14 protein-coding genes and 1 pseudogene are annotated in these 15,957 nt (G+C 72.9%); 10 read left to right on the plus strand and 5 right to left on the minus strand.

Annotated elements, in window-relative coordinates; translation table 11 throughout:
• The first annotated feature begins 65 nt into the window (after positions 1-65).
• The 3 genes and pseudogenes from LWJ43_RS05935 (at position 66) to LWJ43_RS05945 (ending at position 3,201) form a co-directional block, all read left to right on the plus strand.
• A complete protein-coding gene (locus tag LWJ43_RS05935) occupies positions 66-806 on the plus strand; it encodes a FadR/GntR family transcriptional regulator (protein WP_277331231.1) in 741 nt (246 codons plus the stop codon).
• Between the two features lie 162 nt (positions 807-968).
• Positions 969-1,818, plus strand: a pseudogene (locus LWJ43_RS05940) (acetylxylan esterase); the annotation flags it as partial.
• Positions 1,819-2,022: 204 nt separating this feature from the next.
• Positions 2,023-3,201, plus strand: a complete 1,179-nt coding sequence (locus LWJ43_RS05945; protein ID WP_277331232.1) for an FAD-dependent monooxygenase — start codon at positions 2,023-2,025, stop codon at positions 3,199-3,201.
• On the opposite strand, the gene LWJ43_RS05950 is transcribed toward LWJ43_RS05945, so the two are convergent.
• Positions 3,183-3,884, minus strand: coding sequence for a FadR/GntR family transcriptional regulator (locus tag LWJ43_RS05950; protein ID WP_277331233.1), 702 nt, complete (start codon positions 3,882-3,884; stop codon positions 3,183-3,185). The two genes, LWJ43_RS05945 and LWJ43_RS05950, sit on opposite strands and share 19 nt — an antisense overlap.
• 164 nt (positions 3,885-4,048) lie before the next feature.
• Here LWJ43_RS05950 and LWJ43_RS05955 point away from each other — a divergent pair, with 164 nt between their 5' ends.
• From LWJ43_RS05955 to LWJ43_RS05970, 4 genes are all read left to right on the plus strand, one after another.
• On the plus strand, positions 4,049-5,008 hold the full coding sequence (locus LWJ43_RS05955) for a dihydrodipicolinate synthase family protein (protein WP_277335823.1): 960 nt from the start codon (positions 4,049-4,051) through the stop codon (positions 5,006-5,008).
• Entirely contained in the window at positions 5,005-5,994 is a 990-nt protein-coding gene (locus LWJ43_RS05960; protein ID WP_277331234.1) for an ROK family protein, read from the plus strand. Before LWJ43_RS05955 ends, LWJ43_RS05960 begins: the two co-directional genes overlap by 4 nt.
• Entirely contained in the window at positions 5,991-6,671 is a 681-nt protein-coding gene (locus LWJ43_RS05965) for an N-acetylmannosamine-6-phosphate 2-epimerase (RefSeq protein ID WP_277331235.1), read from the plus strand. The genes LWJ43_RS05960 and LWJ43_RS05965 overlap by 4 nt, the downstream gene beginning before the upstream one ends.
• 65 nt (positions 6,672-6,736) lie before the next feature.
• Positions 6,737-8,197 (plus strand): sialate:H+ symport family MFS transporter, encoded by a 1,461-nt coding sequence (locus tag LWJ43_RS05970; protein WP_277331236.1) that lies wholly within the window; start codon positions 6,737-6,739, stop codon positions 8,195-8,197.
• A 77-nt stretch (positions 8,198-8,274) separates the two neighbouring features.
• On the opposite strand, the gene LWJ43_RS05975 is transcribed toward LWJ43_RS05970, so the two are convergent.
• From LWJ43_RS05975 to LWJ43_RS05990, 4 genes are all read right to left on the minus strand, one after another.
• Positions 8,275-8,733, minus strand: coding sequence for a MaoC family dehydratase (locus LWJ43_RS05975; RefSeq protein ID WP_277331237.1), 459 nt, complete (start codon positions 8,731-8,733; stop codon positions 8,275-8,277).
• Between the two features lie 30 nt (positions 8,734-8,763).
• Positions 8,764-10,107, minus strand: coding sequence for an MFS transporter (locus tag LWJ43_RS05980; protein ID WP_277331238.1), 1,344 nt, complete (start codon positions 10,105-10,107; stop codon positions 8,764-8,766).
• 127 nt (positions 10,108-10,234) lie between these two features.
• Positions 10,235-11,461: an acetyl-CoA C-acetyltransferase gene (locus LWJ43_RS05985; protein WP_277331239.1), complete on the minus strand. Its 1,227-nt coding sequence runs from the start codon at positions 11,459-11,461 to the stop codon at positions 10,235-10,237.
• 116 nt (positions 11,462-11,577) lie between these two features.
• Positions 11,578-12,468 (minus strand): LysR family transcriptional regulator, encoded by an 891-nt coding sequence (locus tag LWJ43_RS05990; RefSeq protein WP_277331240.1) that lies wholly within the window; start codon positions 12,466-12,468, stop codon positions 11,578-11,580.
• Between the two features lie 154 nt (positions 12,469-12,622).
• On the opposite strand from LWJ43_RS05990, the gene LWJ43_RS05995 reads away from it, so the two are divergent.
• From LWJ43_RS05995 to LWJ43_RS06005, 3 genes are all read left to right on the plus strand, one after another.
• A complete protein-coding gene (locus LWJ43_RS05995; RefSeq protein WP_277335824.1) occupies positions 12,623-13,540 on the plus strand; it encodes a CoA transferase subunit A in 918 nt (305 codons plus the stop codon).
• 26 nt (positions 13,541-13,566) lie between these two features.
• Positions 13,567-14,343, plus strand: coding sequence for a CoA-transferase subunit beta (locus LWJ43_RS06000; protein WP_277331241.1), 777 nt, complete (start codon positions 13,567-13,569; stop codon positions 14,341-14,343).
• Positions 14,344-14,420: 77 nt separating this feature from the next.
• A complete protein-coding gene (locus LWJ43_RS06005) occupies positions 14,421-15,947 on the plus strand; it encodes a 3-hydroxyacyl-CoA dehydrogenase (protein ID WP_277331242.1) in 1,527 nt (508 codons plus the stop codon).
• Positions 15,948-15,957: the final 10 nt, after the last annotated feature.

Raw genomic sequence — 15,957 nt, forward strand, 5'->3', positions numbered from 1 at the left:
ATGCCTTGATAGCGTGGGAACGTAGCTTGACAATCGAGAGGGGTCAAGAGGTGGGGAGTTCACATATGTCCGGCACGCGACCCGGCCGCACCCTGTTGCGGCAGGAAGTGGTCGAGGGCATCAAGCGCTACATCCTCGACGAGCGGCTGCGCCCCGGGGACCCGCTCCCGACGGAGCCGGCCCTGTGCGAGGCGCTGGGGGCCAGCCGTTCCAGCGTCCGGGAGGCCGTCAAGATCCTCGCCGCCCTCGACATCGTCGAGGTACGCCACGGCCACGGGACGTACGTCGGGCGGCTGAGCCTGTCCGCGCTGGTGGAGAGCCTCACCTTCCGGGGCCTGCTCTCCCCGGACGACGACTTCCAGGTGATGGCCGACCTCGTCGACGTGCGCGAGCTCTTCGAGCGGGGCATGGCCGACCGGATCATCTCCTCACTCAGCGCCGAGCAGCTCGACGGCCTGGAGGGCCTGGTGGCGACCATGCGCGCCACCGGCGCGGGCGAGGGGCACGGGTTCGTGGCCGCGGACCGCGCCTTCCACGCCCTGCTCGTGGCACCACTGGGCAACGACCTGATCGGCCAGCTCTCGATGGCCTTCTGGGACGTGTACACGATCGTCGCGCCGCACCTCGACGGATTCACCCACGCCGACGAGACCGCCACGATCGCAGCCCACCAGAGCATCGTGGACGCGGCCCGGGCCGGCGACGTCACCGCGTTCCTGAGGGCGCTCGACGAGCACTACGCACCCGTCCGGCGGCGGATCGCCGAGGCCAGGTCGCGCGGTGCGGACCCGGCGGACCAGGCCTGACACCGCTGACACCCCGACCCCCGCCCCGCCCGCCGGAGCGGGGGCCGCGGCCTCCGGCACACCCTTGACGTCCGACCGCGGGGCTCCCTAGGGTCCAGCTTGACAGCAGGACATCTGACGTCTGCTGTCCAGTCGCCTCTCGTTCCCCAGAAGGGCACAGCCATGCCGTCGGCCGATCTCCCGCTCGAGGAATGCCGTGCCTACCGGCCCGAGCTCCCCCTGCCCGGCGGCTTCGACGACTTCTGGTCGGACACCCTGGCCGAGGCTCCGCACGACGGCAGCGCGGACAAGCCCCGGTACAGGGAGATCGACTGCAGGCTGCCCCGCGTCCGCACGTACGACGTGCGTGTTCCGGGCTACGGCGGCCGCCCGGTGCGCGGCTGGCTGCACATGCCCGCCGGTGTCACCGAACCGCTCGGCTGCGTCGTCGAGTTCCTCGGCTACGGGCGCGGCAGGGGTCTGCCGCACGAGGAGCTGGTGTGGGCCTGCGCCGGATACGCGCACCTGGTCATGGACACCCGGGGCCAGGGGGTGGTCGGCCGCGGCCGGCGTCACCGCGGACACCGACCCGGGGGCGGCCGGGGCGGTGCCGGGCTTCCTGACCCGGGGTGTCGAGAGCCCCCGGACCTACTACTACCGGCGGGTGTTCACCGACGCGGTCCGCTGCGTGGAGGCGATGCGTGAGCATCGCGAGGTCGATCCCGCCCGCATCGTGGTGACCGGGGTGAGCCAGGGCGGTGGCATCGCGCTGGCGGTGGCCGGGCTGGTGCCGGGGCTGGCCGGGGTGATGCCGGACGTGCCCTTCCTGTGCAACATCGCCCGGGGCGCCCGGATCGCCGGGCTGCCGCCGTACACCGAGATCGCCGCCTACCTCCGGCTCCACCGCGGCCGCACCGAACCGGTGTTCCGCACCCTGTCGTACTTCGACGCGGCGCACCACGCCACCCGGGCGACCGCGCCCGCGCTCTTCTCCATCGCGATGATGGACGAGATCTGCCCGCCCTCCACCTGCTTAAGGCCGACGGCAAGCAGGCCTCCGACAGCCGGACGGTGACCGTCACTCCGTAACACCCCGCCCCGGAGGGAGTGTTGTCGCCCCGGCCGCCCCCGCCCGGCTGCCAGGATGGGAACGGCACCTCCCACGGCACCTCCCACGGCGCCTCACACGGCGCCTTCCCGGACGACGGACGACGGACGACGGACAGGCGGCAGCGGCATGGCGGCGACGGGTTCACGGATGGGCGTGGTCGGCGGCAGCATCGCCGGGTGCGCGATGGCGGTCGCGGGCGTCAGGGCGGGTGCGGAGGTCACCGTCCACGAGCGCAGCGACGGCGAACTGCGGGACCGGGGGCTCGGGATCGTCATCCCTCCCCCGCTGCACCGCCGGCTGGTCGACGCGGGCTATCTGGACGCCGCCATGCCGACCGCTCCCGTGGGTACCCGGGTCTGGCTGACCCGGGTGCCCGGGGAGCGGTCGGCCCGCGAGTTCGCCCGCCAGCCCAGCGCGGTGACTCCGTGCAACTGGGGTCTCCTGTGGCAGTCGTTGCGGGCCGCCACCACCGGTGCGCGGTACCACCGGGGACGCCCCGTCACCTCGGTCGCGCGGGGCCCCGCCGGGGGCGCCCTCCTCCGCACGGCCGAGGGCGAGGAGGCCTACGACATCGTCGTGGGCGCGGACGGCCACCGCTCGCTCACCCGCCAGGTCCTGGCCCCGGGCCTGCAGGCCTCCCCCGCCGGGTACGCGGTGTGGCGCGGCACGCTTCCGGCCGGCGCGTCCGTGGAACACCGCCGGCCCCTGGAGCTGCTGCGCACCGCCTGGGTGACGATCGGCTTCCCCGGCGGGCACGGCATCTTCTATCTGATTCCCCGGGGCGGCGGTGCCGCACCGGACGACCGGCTGCTGGCCTACGCGATCTACGCGACCCCGCCGGCCGGGTCGCCGGGCGAGGCCGGCCACGAACGGCAGCTGGCCGACGAGCACTTCCCCCAGGAGTGGGCCGACATCGTGGCACGTGGCGAGCACACCGCGATGACCTGCCACCCCGTCGCCGATCTGCACGCGCCGCTCGCCGCGGATCCGCCGTTCCTGCTCGCGGGCGACGCGGCGGGGGTGACCCGTCCGCACACGGCGAGCGGGGCGGTCAAGGCTCTGCAGGACGCCCTCTGCCTGGAGGAGGCGCTGCGGACGTCCGCCTCACCCGCCGAGGCGCTGCGGCACTACGCCCGGGAGCGGACCCCCGAGGGCGCCAGGCTGGTCGAGCTGGGGCGCAGGCTCGGCCGCGCGCAGGTGGAGCTGACCCCGGACTGGGCGGCCATGGACCAGGCTTCGGTGGACGCCTGGTGCCGCGCCACCCTCGCGGGCACGAGCAGCTATCTCTACGCGGACACGGACTGAGGTTCGAGGCGGCCCCGGATCCCGTCGAAGTGGGTGCGCATCGCGCGCACCGCTCGTGCGCCGTCGGCCGCCGCCACCGCCTCGACGATCTCGTGGTGCTGGGCGCAGGTCACGGACGGATCCTGGTGGCCGTCGTCCATGTCCTCGCGCACCCGGTCCATGGCCGCCCAGAAGGCGTCCAGCACCTCGCTGAGGAGGTGGTTGTCGAGCGAGGCGTAGAGCGCGAGGTGGAACGCGCGGTCGGTGGCGCGGGCGACCCGGCCGCCCTCGGCCGCCTCGGTCTCCATCGTCTGGACCAGGGCCCGGAGCACGGCGAGGTCCTCCGCCGGGACGCCGGCGGTGACGGCTGAGACGAGCCCGGTCTCCAGCGCCTCGCGCACCCTCATCAGCTCCAGCAGGCCGGGCTCGCCCTGCCGGTGCCGGACGGCGGCCCGGAAGGCGAGCCCCTCGGCGAAGGGCGACAGGGAGAGCGAGCCGACGAAGGTCCCGAAGCCCCGCCGGATCTCGACGACGTTGACGGCCTGGAGCGCCTTGAGCGCCTCGCGCACCGAGACCCGTCCCGCCGAGAACAGCTCCATCAGCTCGGTCTCGGTGGGCAGCGGATCACCCGGTCCGAGCCTGCGTCCGAGGATCATTTCCTTGATCCTTCGCTCGATGTCCTGAGCCATGGTGGGGCGGGCCACAGCGGTCCTCCTGGGGTGTCGCCGGCCACCGGCACCTCTTGACCGGCCGCCGGGGCGTCTGCTTAAGGTGAGTCCAGACATAGGACATCTTACGTCCCATGTCCTCGTCCCGTCTCCCCTTCCGTCGACGGGCCCGCGTACCGAACGAGCTGGAGCTCCTCACCATGTCTCTGACCGCACCGCTGCACGGTGTCGTACCGCCGGTCTGCACCCCGCTCGACGACCGCGGGGAGGTCGACACGGCCTCCCTGACCCGGCTCGTCGGCCACCTCGTCGACGGTGGTGTGCACGGGCTCTTCGCCCTCGGTTCGACCAGCGAGGTCGCCTATCTGACCGACGCCCAGCGCGCCATCGCCCTGGAGACGGTGGTCACCGCGGCCGCCGGGCGCGTCCCGGTCCTGGCCGGGGTCATCGACACCACGACGGCGCGGGTCACCGAGCACGCGCGGACCGCCATGGAGCTCGGCGCGGACGCCCTCGTCGCGACGGCGCCGTTCTACACACGTACGCACCCGAAGGAGATCGCCGGGCACTTCCGGCGGCTGCGCGCCGCGGTCGACCTGCCGCTGTTCGCCTACGACATCCCGGTGGCCGTGCACTCCAAGCTCTCGGCGTCCCTGGTGCGCGAGCTCGCCGAGGACGGCACCCTCGCGGGCCTCAAGGACAGCAGCGGTGACGAGGGCGGACTGCGCAGGCTGATCGTGGAGCTCGGCGGTCGCGAAGGACGGACCGAGGGCCCCGTGCCGCACTTCAGTGTGCTGACCGGTTCCGAACTCACCGTGGACGCGGCGCTGCTGGCCGGGGCGGACGGTGTAGTGCCCGGCATCGGCAACGTGGACCCGGCCGGTTACGTCCGGCTGTACGACGCCGCGCGGTCCGGTGACTGGGCGCTCGCCGCCCGGGAGCAGGAGCGGCTCGTCGAGCTGTTCGCCATGGTCGACGTCGGCCCGGAGCAGGACATGGGCCGCAGCTCCTCGGCGCTCGGCTCCTTCAAGGAGGCGCTGCGGCTGCTCGGTGTCATCGACGACGGCGCCACCGCCTTCCCGCAGATCCCGCTCTCCGCCGAGTCCGTCGCCCACGTCGCGGAGCGGCTGCGCGGCGCCGGCCTGCCGCCGGTCCGATGAACACCCGCCCGACAGGCACGGCTTCGGCAGACGCCGGTCCGACGAGCGCGGCGGCGACCGGGGCCGTGGTGATCGGCCTCGACCTCGGCGGCACGAAGATCGCCGCCGCGCTCTTCGCCGCCGACGGCACGGTGCTGGCCCGGCACACCCGGCCCACCCCGGCCAGGGACGGCGCGGCTGCGGTGCTCGACGCGCTCGCCGGGGCGGCCGCCGAGGTGGACCCCGGCGGGCAGGCCACGGCCCTCGGCGTCGCCGCTGCCGGGGTCGTCGACCCCCGCAGCGGCATGGTGACCAGTGCCACGGACTCGATCAGCGGCTGGGCGGGCACCGCGCTGGCCGCCGGCCTCGCGGACCGCACGGGCCTGCCGGTGGCCTGCGACAACGACGTACGTGCCACCGCCGGGCCGGAGCTCGCCGCACTGCCGGAGCGCCGCGGTTCGCTGCTCTTCGCCGCGGTCGGCACGGGCGTGGGCGGTGCCCTCGCCGTCGACGGGCGGATGCTGCACGGCGCGGCGGGCGTCGCCGGCCACCTCGGCCATCTGCCCAGTGCGGAGGCGGCGGGGCTGCCCTGCACCTGCGGTGCCACCGGCCACCTGGAGGTCATCGCCTCCGGTCCGGGCATCACCGCGCACTACGAGCGGATCACCGGCGCCCCGGTGGACCGGCTGGAAACGGTCGCCGCCCGGGCCGCCCGCGGCGAACGGGCGGCCGTGCACGCCGTGACCACGGGGGCCGCGGCCGCCGGACGGGTCCTCGGCGGCCTCGCCAACGCGCTCGGCCCCGACCGGGTCGTCGTCGGCGGCGGGGTCCCGAGGATCGGGTCGCTGTACGGCGACGCGCTGGCGGCCGCCTTCGCCGCCGAGCTGATGCCGCCGCTGCGCGGGCTCGTCCCCGAACCCCCGCTCTTCGGTCACGACGCCGCCGTGCTGGGCGCCGCCGCCCTGACCACCACCCTTCCCCTCCACCACCCGGGAGCACTCCGATGACCCCACAGGACCTGGCCGACACCCTCCGGGGCCGGCTCGTCGTCTCCTGCCAGGCACCCCCCGGCGACCCGATGCGGGAGACCGCCACCCTCGTACGCCTGGCCCTGTCCGCCGTCGCCGGCGGCGGAGCGGCGATCCGGGCCAACGAGCCGGAGGTCGTCGCCGCGATCACCGCCGCCGTCGACCTCCCGGTCATCGGCCTGTGGAAGGACGGCGACACCGGCGTCCACATCACCCCGACCGTCCGGCACGCCCTGGCGGTCGTCGAGGCCGGCGCGGCGGTGGTCGCCGCCGACGCCACCGACCGGCCGCGCCCGGACGGCTCCACGTTCGCCGAGCTGGTCACCGCAGTACACGCGGCGGGCGCCCTGGTCATGGCGGACGTCTCCACGCTCGCCGAGGGGATCGCCGCCGCCGGGCAGGGGGCGGACTTCGTCTCGACGACCCTGTCCGGCTACGTGCCGGGCTCGCCGAAGCAGACCGGCCCGGACCTGGACCTTGTGACATCTCTCTCTGCCGCGGTCCCTGTACCGGTCGTCGCCGAAGGACGTATCAATACCCCGGAGGAGGCTGCCGAGGCCATCGCCCGCGGCGCCCACAGCGTCGTGGTCGGTACGGCCATCACCGCTCCCACCGCCCTGACCTCCCGCTTCGTCGCCGGTCTCGCCCGGCCCTGAGCAGCCCTCACCACGTGGGACGGCTGCCCGACGACGGAGCACCGTCCCCGCACCAGGAGCGCACCGTGCAGAAATCCCCCTCCACGCTCCCCTGGTACCGCGAGGTGAGCGGTACCCAGTGGAAGTCCTTCTTCGCCGCCTGGATCGGCTACGTCCTCGACGGATTCGACTTCGTCCTCATCACCCTCGTCCTGACCGAGATCAGCGACGACTTCGGGCTGAGCACGGTGCAGGCCGCCAGCCTGATCTCCGGCGCCTTCATCACCCGCTGGCTGGGCGGCGCCGCCCTGGGCGCCGTCGGTGACCGGTACGGCCGCAAGATCTCGATGGTGCTGAGCATCCTGCTGTACTCGCTGGGCACCTTCGCCTGCGGGTTCGCCTGGAACTACCACAGCCTCTTCGCCGCCCGGCTGGCCATCGGCATGGGCATGGCCGGCGAGTACAGCGCCAGCGCCACGTACGTCATGGAGAGCTGGCCCGCGCGGGTGCGCAGCCGTGCGAGCGGCTTCCTGATCTCGGGGTTCTCGGTCGGCTCCGTCCTCGCGGCCCAGGTCTACACCTGGGTGGTGCCCTCGCTCGGCTGGCGCTGGATGTTCTACCTGGGCCTGATACCCATCGCGGTCGCGCTGTGGATGCGGCGGGCCCTGCCGGAGGCCGAGGAGTGGACGGCGGACGTCGCGGAACAGGGCGCCAGGCCCAACCCCTTCCGGCCGCTGTTCAGGACCCCGCGCCTCGCCGTGGTCAACACGGTCCTCGTGGTGGCCGCGACGCTCTCGCTCTTCCTGGTCTTCACGCCGGGCGGCGAGGGCCTGGTGCCGGTGCTGTCGGTGGTGGCGGGCCTCTCCCTCGCGGCGTTCGCCGTGCAGCTGGGCGGACGGCGCGGGTGGCTCCTGTACGTGTCGATGATCGTGACGCTGTTCTTCGCGTTCCTCTACTCCTGGCCCATCCAGGCGCTGCTCCCCACCTATCTGAAGACGGAGCTGGGGTACACCACCGACCAGGTCACCGACGTCCTCTACTTCGCGGGCTTCGGCACCATGGCCGGCTGCTGGACGGCGGGCTTCCTGGGCGACTGGATCGGGGCGAAGAAGGCGTACGCGCTGACGCTGCTGGCCTCGCTTGCCTTCGTGTACCCGGTGTTCGCGGTGAAGGACAACCTGCTGGTGCTCGGGTGTCTGCTGTTCCTGCTGCAGGCCACCAGCTTCGGGATCTCCGGGCTGCTGCCGCGTTACATCGGCGGCCACTTCCCGACGGCGAGCCGGGGGGCCGCGCTCGGCTTCACGTACAACGTGGGGGCGCTCGGCGGGGCCGTGGCCCCGGTGCTCGGGGCGCACCTGGCGTCCGGGATGGACCTGGGCCGGGCGCTCGCGGTGCTGACGTTCGCGGGGACGGTGATCGTGGTGCTGCTGGTCGGCTTCGACGTACCGGCGCGGCTGAACCGGCTGACGGACCCCGACGCGCAGAAGGACCATCTGGCCGAGCCCGACCGGACCGCGGAACCGGAGGAGGCCGACCGCGTCGGTTAGCACGGTCCACGCGCAGGCGCCCGTCCGGAGTTCCGGGCGGGCGCCTGCGCGTGGGTACTGCTGGGGCGGTGCGGGTCCTACGAGTAGAAGTGCGTCAGCGACTCGGCGACGCAGGCCGGCTTCCCGGAACCCTCCAGCTCGAAGGTGAAGCCCCGCGTCATCTGTACGCCGCCGCGCGCGACCTCGGTCACCCCGGTGACGGTGGCGTGCAGGCGCACGCGGCTGCCGACGGGGACGGGGGCGGGGTGACGGACCCGGTTGACGCCGTAGTTGAGCGCGCGCCCCACACCGGTCACCTGGAGGAGTTCGCCGAACATCGGGATGCCCCAGCTCAGCACCATGTAGCCGTGGGCGATGGTGCGTCCGTACGGTCCGGCCGCGGCGCGTTCGATGTCGGTGTGGATCCACTGGTGGTCGCCCGAGACGTACGCGTAGGCGTCGATGAGCTCCTGGGTGACCTCCTTCCACTCCGAGCGCCCGAGGTCGCGCCCGCCGAGGGCGAGGATCTCCGGGATGCCGTGCGCGGTCAGCGGCATGGCGGTACTCCGTTCTGCGTGTACGGGCGGTCAGGCGGTGACGGGAGCGGCGCGGGGCCCGGCGACCGGCTCGGCGGACTGCTCGTCGTGGTTGGGGCGCTTGAGCAGGAGGAGCATGCAGCCCAGGGTCAGCGCCACCTGGAAGACGGCGTAGGCGATGACGGCCGTGATGGAGCCGGTCCGGTTGAGCAGGAACTGGCCGATGATCGGGGTCGTGCCGCCGAGCAGGGTGCCGCAGAGCTGGTAGCAGAGCGAGATGCCGGTGTAGCGCAGATGGGCCGGGAAGCGGCTGGCCAGCATGCCGGCGAGGGCCGCGTAGTAGAGGCAGTGCGGGATGGTGGCGACGGCGACGCCGAGCATCGCGAGGCCGTAGTTCTCGGTGCTGATGAGGACGAACATCACCGGCATCAGGATGAGTTCCGGCAGCAGCATCACGGTCACCGCACGGGACCAGCTCTTCATCCGGGTGGCGATGACCGCGCCGAAGGGCTGGACGAGGATCTGGGTGACGTTGGCGACGAGGATGATCGTCAGGAAGGAACTGCGGTCGAAGTCGAGGGACGTGGTGGCCCAGGACAGGGCGAAGGTCGACTTGAAGTACGTGGCGGACAGCCCGATGGTGCAGGCGCCGATGCCGAGGACGATCAGCATGGGGTGGCTGCGCAGGACCTCGGTCAGCGGGAGCTTGGCGACTTCCTTCTTCTCGATGAGCTCGGCCATGGCCGGGGACTCGGCGACCTTCAGCCGGACCAGCAGGCCCACCATGACGAGTGCGGCGGAGGCGAGGAAGGGCACGCGCCAGCCCCAGGAGACGAACGCGTCGTCGGGGAGTTGGCTGATGGCCAGGAAGCTCAGGGTGGAGAGGGTGTTGCCGACGGGCGAGCCCTGCTGCGCGAAGGCGCCGTACAGGACGGACTTGCCCTTCGGCGCGTGCTCGGAGGCGATGAGGACCGATCCGCCCCACTCACCGCCGAGGCCGATGCCCTGGATCATGCGGATGCAGACCAGCAGGATCGGGGCGGCGACGCCGATGGAGGCGTAGCCGGGGAGCAGACCGATCGCGGTGGTGGAGACGCCCATCAGCAGCAGGGTGATGACGAGCGTCTTCTTGCGGCCGAGCCGGTCGCCGTAATGGCCGAAGATGATGCCGCCGATCGGGCGGGCGAGGAAGCCGACCCAGAAGGTGGCGAAGGCGACCAGGGTGCCTATGGGGCCTTCGAGTTCGGGGAAGAACACCTTGTCGAAGACGAGCGCTGCCGCGGTTCCGTAGATGTAGAAGTCGAACCACTCGATGGTGGAGCCGATGAAGGCTCCGAATCCTGCGCGGTTGGCGGCTTTCGTTCGCTCGCGTGCGGTTGCGGTGGTCGCACTCATGGGTGGCTCCCGTGAACATCGTTGATCAAGCGGATGAGGGCACGGCTGACCCGGCGTCGCCCGAGACGCCCTGGGTCGCACGTGGTGGAGAGGGGACGGTGAGGAGGAGGGGGACGGGGAAAGGCGGTCAGGCGGCGATGCGTTCGAAGACCGCGGCGAGGCCTTGGCCGCCGCCGATGCACATGGTCTCCAGCCCGTAGCGGGCCTGGCTGCGGTGCATCTCCCGGCTCAGGGTGGCGAGGATGCGGGCGCCCGTGGCGCCCACCGGGTGACCGAGGGAGACACCCGATCCGTTGATGTTGATCCGCTGCTCGTGGTCCTTGTCGCCGAGGCCCAGTTCCCGGGTGCAGGCGAGGACCTGGGCGGCGAACGCCTCGTTGATCTCGATCAGGTCGAGGTCGGCGAGGGTGAGCCCGGCCCGCCCGAGCGCCGCGCGGGTGGCCGGGACGGGGCCGAGGCCCATCGTCGCGGCGGGGACACCCGCGCGGGCGAAGGAGACGAGACGGACGAGCGGAGTCAGCCCGAGCCGTTCGGCGGTGGCGGCGCTGGTGACCAGACAGGCCGCGGCGGCGTCGTTCTGGCCGCTGGCGTTGCCGGCGGTGACGGTGGCCTCCGGGTCGGACTTGGCCATGACGGGTCGCAGCGCGGCGAGTTGTTCGGCGGTGGTGTCGGGGCGGGGGTGCTCGTCGGCGGTGACGGTGGTCTCGCCCTTGCGCGTGCGTACGGTGACCGGGACGGTCTCCGCGTCGTAGCGCCCCTCCCGCACCGCGCGGGCGGCGCGGGCCTGCGAGCGCAGGGCGAGGGCGTCCTGGTCCGCGCGGCTGACGGAGTAGGCGCGGCGGAGGTTCTCCGCGGTCTCGATCATGCCGCCGGGTACGGGGTGGTGGACGCCGCCGGCGGTGACCCGGCCCCGGGCCAGCGAGTCGTGGAGCTGGAGTCCGGGGCCCTTGATGCCCCAGCGCCCGTCGTGCGTGTAGTAGGGGGCGGCGCTCATGACGTCGACGCCGCCCGCGACGACGACGTCGCTGAATCCGGCCCGGATCTGCATGGCCGCGTCCAGGACGGCCTGCAGGCCGGAGCCGCAGCGCCGGTCGGTCTGGACACCGGTGACGGTGTCGGGCAGTCCGGCGTCCAGGGCGGCGACCCGGCCGATGGCGGGGGCCTCGGACGTGGGGTAGGCGTGCCCGAGGATCACCTCGTCCACCCGGTCGGGGTCGATCCCCGTGCGGGCGACCACCTCGGCGATGACGCGTGCGGCGAGCGCGGCCGGGGTCTGCTGGGCGAACGCGCCGCCGAAACGCCCGATGGGTGTGCGCAGCGGCTCGCAGATGACGACATCGGTCTGGTCGGGCACGGCGGAACACCTTTCGGCGGGTTCGGGTGTGTGGGGTGACCTTCGCACTGGACCACTGAGTCGGTCCAATATCGAGTTACCTCACTTTCGAGACGCTCTACGTCTCAATCGCGCGGTCACGGCGTAGGCAGCGCCTCCTCGGCCACCGCCAGCACCGCAAGCAGCGCCGCCGAGGGGTTGTCCGTGCGCCAGGCCAGCGCGGCCTGTCGCCGGATGGGCGGGCCGTCGAGGGGGCGGTAGACCAGCCCGTTCTGCTGGATGTGGCGGACCGAGGAGACCGTGAGCGTGACGCCGACCCCCGCGGCGACGAGGGCCAGGATCGTGTACGAGTCGGGGGCCTCCTGCACCACCCGCGGGTTGAAGCCGGTGGCCTCGCAGGCCTGGACCATCGCGTCGCGGACCGTGGAGCCGGCGTTCGCGGGGAAGGAGACGAAGGGTTCGTCGGCGAGGACCCCGATCGGGACGCTCTCCAGCCGGGCGAGCGGGTGGTCGGAGGGCAGCGCGCACAGCAGCTCCTCCTCGTCGATGACCCGGTAGGCCACCCCCGGCTGGGTGACCGGCAGGCGGACGAACCCCAGGTCGAGGGAGCCGTCGGCGACCCGGGAGAGGGCGACGTTGGCGTACGTCTGCCCCTTCATGGCCAGTTCGATCCCGGGGTGGGAGGCCCGCACGGCCCGGGTCAGCAGCGGCAGCGTCTCGTGGCTGGACGCTCCGGCGAAGCCGATGGTGACCCGCCCGTACTCGCCCCGGCCGGCGGCCTTGGCGGCCCGCACGGCCGTGTCGAGGTCGGCGAGCACGGTGCGTACGGGTTCGAGGAAGGACTCCCCCGCACTGGTGAGCCGCACCGAGCGGGTGTTGCGCTCGAAGAGCTGGACGCCGAGCTCCTTCTCCAGCTGCCGGATCTGCTGGCTGAGCGGGGGCTGCGCCATCTGCAGCCGCTTGGCGGCGCGGCCGAAGTGGAGTTCCTCGGCGACGGCGGTGAACGCGGTCAGATGACGCAGTTCCATCGGAGCTTCCATTCATTAACCAACGGTCTTGATTCGACCTTAATTTGGTATTGGACAGCAATCAATGGGCGCTGCCACGGTAAGGGCGACCAGCACGCACTCGCCGAGGAGCACCGTGGAGCGGACGGATACGGCCGACGGGCCCAGCAAAGTCATGTCGATGAGGGAGGCGGTAGCCGCCTTCGTGCACGACGGGGCGACCGTCTGCCTGGAGGGCTTCACCCACCTCGTCCCCACCGCCGCCGGGCACGAGATCATCCGCCAGGGCCGCGTGGACCTGACCGTCGTACGGATGACGGCGGACATCGTGGTGGACCAGATGATCGCCGCGGGCTGTGTCTCGCGGCTGGTCTCCTCCTTCGTGGGCAACTCCTCCGCCGGTTCGCTCGGTGAGCTGCGGCGCAGGATCGAGCGCGCCGACCCGGCCCCGCTGGCCTTCGAGGAGTACAGCCACTACGGGATGGTCTGCCGCTACCTCGCAGGGTCCCAGCGGCTGCCGTTCTACCCGCTGCGCAGCTACGGCGGCAGCGACCTGCCGGGCGTCAACAGCGATCTGCGCAAGGTGACGTCCCCCTATCCCGGCCCCGACGGCGAGCCGGAGCAGATCTACGTCGTGCCGCCCGTGAACCCGGACGTGACGATCATCCACGCGCAGCGGGCCGACCGCCGGGGCAACACCCAGATCTGGGGGCTGACCGGCGTCCAGGCGGAAGCGGTGTACGCGGCGGACAAGGCGATCGTCGTCGTCGAGGAGGTCGTCGAGGACGAGGTGGTCCGCTCGGACCCCAACCGGACGCTCGTGCCGTCGCACGCCGTGGACGCCGTCGTCGTCTGCCCGCGCGGCGCGCACCCGTCCTTCGCGCAGGGCTACTACGACCGGGACAACGACTTCTACCGGGCGTGGTCGCACATCAGCAAGGACCCGGAGCGGTTGCGGGCGTGGCTGGCGGAGTGGGTGTACGGGACGGCCGACCACGCAGAGTACGTCGACAAGCTGGGCGAGGAGTTCTGGGCGGGCCTCGCGGTCGGCGAGGCGCTGAGCGAACCGGTGAACTACGGGAGGCGGCTGTGAGCGCGCCCCTGGAGAAGGAAGGGATCATGACCACCACCGCACAGGAGACCGTCACCTCGTCCGAGTTGCTCTCGGTCGTCGCCTCGCGTGAACTCGCCTCCCGGCGCACGGTGTTCGCCGGGATCGGGCTGCCCACGCTCGCCACGGAACTCGCCCGTCTGACGGTCGCACCGCGGATCGAGGTCGTGTACGAGTCAGGGGTCTGCGGGGCGCATCCCTCTCATCTGCCGGAGACCATCGCCGACGCCGTCCTCATCTCGGGCGCGGAGGCCGTGCTGTCGATGCCCGCGCTGTTCGGCTGCGTGCTGCAGGGTGGCCACATCGACGTGGGCTTCCTCGGTGCCGCGCAGATCGACCGGTGGGGCAACCTCAACACCTCCGTCATCGGGGACTGGAGGAGCCCCGCGGTGCGGCTCCCCGGCTCGGGCGGAGCCGTCGAGGTGATGGCCAACTCCCGCGAGGTGTTCGTGGTGATGCGCCGCCACAACCCGCGCTCCTTCACCGCGGCCCTGGACTTCTGCACCACACCGGGCCCGGACCGCGCGCTCGCCGAGGGCATCCGGCCGCTGGGCGCGGGAGTCACCCGGGTCATCACCGAACTGGGCATCCTGGCCCGGGCCGGCGTGGGCCAGGAACTCCGGCTGGTCGCCGTCCACCCCGGCGTGACGGTGGACCAGGTGCGGGAGGCCACCGGCTGGGACCTCCAGGTCGCCGAGGACGTCGGGACCGTGCCGCCGCCGACCGGCGCCGAACTGCGGCTCCTGCGTGAGGACGTGGACCCCGGCCGCGTCTACCTCCGCTGAACCCGGCCGCGCCTTCCGACACCCCCGCGGCTACCGTCGCCGACATCGACCGCACCTGCCGAGAGGACGTAACCGCCATGCGTATCAGGATCGTCGGCGCCGGAGCCATGGGCCGCGGCATCGCCCAGTGGGCCTCGGCCGCCGGGCACACCGTGGAGCTCGGCGACGTCCGGACCGAGGCGGTGACGGCGGCCGTGGACTTCGTACGGTCGATGCTGGACCGCGCGGTCCAGAAGGGCCGGATGTCCGCCGAGGACTCCGCCGCCGCCCTGGAGCGGCTGGTCCCGCTGGACGACCCGTGGGCACCGGGCCCGGACGTCGAGCTGGTCGTCGAGGCCGTGCGCGAGGACCTGGACACCAAGGCCGAGGTCTTCGGGAAGCTGGAGCAGGCCCTGCCGGAGTCCACGGTCTTCGCGACCAACACCTCGTCCCTGTCGGTGACCCGGATCGCCGCCTCGCTGCGGGACCCGGGCCGGCTCGCCGGGCTGCACTTCTTCAACCCGGTGCCCCTGATGAGGATCGTCGAGGTCGTACCGGGCGCCGCCACCCGTCCCGGGATCCCCCCGTTGCTCACGGCGCTGGTCGAGAGCTGCGGTCACCGCGCGGTGACGGTGGCCGACACCCCCGGCTTCCTCGTCAACCACGCCGGCCGGGGGCTGGTCACGGAGGCCCTGGCGCTGCTGGAGGAGTCGGTCGCGGATCCGGCCGGCATCGACCGGATCGCCCGCGACGTGCTGGGGCTGCGCATGGGCCCGTTCGAGCTGATGGACCTCACCGGGCTCGACGTCACGGCGGCGGTGATCGACTCCATCTGGCAGGGCTTCCGCCACGAGGACCGGCTCCGCCCCTCCTTCCTCACCCCGAACCGGGTCACAGCCGGCCTGCACGGCCGCAAGAGCGGACAGGGCTGGTTCGCGTACGGCCCCGACGCGCCGGCGCCCGCCCCGGAACCGCCGGTCACGGGTGACGCCGGCCGGCCGGTGTTCGTGGCGGGCGCGGAGGGGGACGAGCTGCGCAGCGCGCTGGGCGCCGCCGGCGCGGTGGTCGGGACCGGCACCGGCCCCTCGGAGGACGCACTGGTGCTCGTCCCCGTCTGGGGCACCACCGTGGCGTCCGCGGTGGCCTCCCTGGGGCTGCCCGCCGCACGCACCTTCGGGGTGGATCCGCTGCCGCCGGCCGGCCGCCGCCGGGTGCTCGCGGTGACGCCCGCCTCGGACCCGTCCGCCGCGCGGGACGCCCGCGCGGTGCTGGCCCGCCCTGCGGACGGCGGGGAGCCCTTCGCCGTGTCGGTGGTGCGGGACACCGCGGGTTCGGTGGCCCAGCGGCTGCTCGCCTCTGTGGTCTCCGTCGCCGCCTCCATCGCGGAGCGCTCACTGGCGGCCCCGGCTGACATCGACGTCGCCGTGACCACGGGTCTCGGTTACCCGGTGGGGCCCTTGGCCTGGGGCGACCGGGTCGGCGCCGCGCGGATGCTGGAGCTCCAGCGGTCCCTGCACGCCACGACCGGCGACCCGCGCCACCGTCCGACCCGCTGGCTCACGGAGCGCGCCCAGCTGGGCCTGCCGCTGACGGAGACGGGCACCTCGCCCGACGCCTGCGCGTAGAGGGTGACCA

The organism is Streptomyces sp. JH34 (assembly GCF_029428875.1).
Lineage (GTDB): Bacteria > Actinomycetota > Actinomycetes > Streptomycetales > Streptomycetaceae > Streptomyces.

Coding starts and splice junctions, on each gene's coding strand:
- LWJ43_RS06000 (WP_277331241.1), top strand. CDS start 13,567: ATGACCACCACCGCACAGGAGACCGTCACCTCGTCCGAGTTGCTCTCG.
- LWJ43_RS06005 (WP_277331242.1), top strand. CDS start 14,421: ATGCGTATCAGGATCGTCGGCGCCGGAGCCATGGGCCGCGGCATCGCC.
- LWJ43_RS05960 (WP_277331234.1), top strand. CDS start 5,005: ATGAACACCCGCCCGACAGGCACGGCTTCGGCAGACGCCGGTCCGACG.
- LWJ43_RS05955 (WP_277335823.1), top strand. CDS start 4,049: ATGTCTCTGACCGCACCGCTGCACGGTGTCGTACCGCCGGTCTGCACC.
- LWJ43_RS05935 (WP_277331231.1), top strand. CDS start 66: ATGTCCGGCACGCGACCCGGCCGCACCCTGTTGCGGCAGGAAGTGGTC.
- LWJ43_RS05995 (WP_277335824.1), top strand. CDS start 12,623: ATGTCGATGAGGGAGGCGGTAGCCGCCTTCGTGCACGACGGGGCGACC.
- LWJ43_RS05975 (WP_277331237.1), bottom strand. CDS start 8,733: ATGCCGCTGACCGCGCACGGCATCCCGGAGATCCTCGCCCTCGGCGGG.
- LWJ43_RS05990 (WP_277331240.1), bottom strand. CDS start 12,468: ATGGAACTGCGTCATCTGACCGCGTTCACCGCCGTCGCCGAGGAACTC.
- LWJ43_RS05980 (WP_277331238.1), bottom strand. CDS start 10,107: ATGAGTGCGACCACCGCAACCGCACGCGAGCGAACGAAAGCCGCCAAC.
- LWJ43_RS05945 (WP_277331232.1), top strand. CDS start 2,023: ATGGCGGCGACGGGTTCACGGATGGGCGTGGTCGGCGGCAGCATCGCC.
- LWJ43_RS05965 (WP_277331235.1), top strand. CDS start 5,991: ATGACCCCACAGGACCTGGCCGACACCCTCCGGGGCCGGCTCGTCGTC.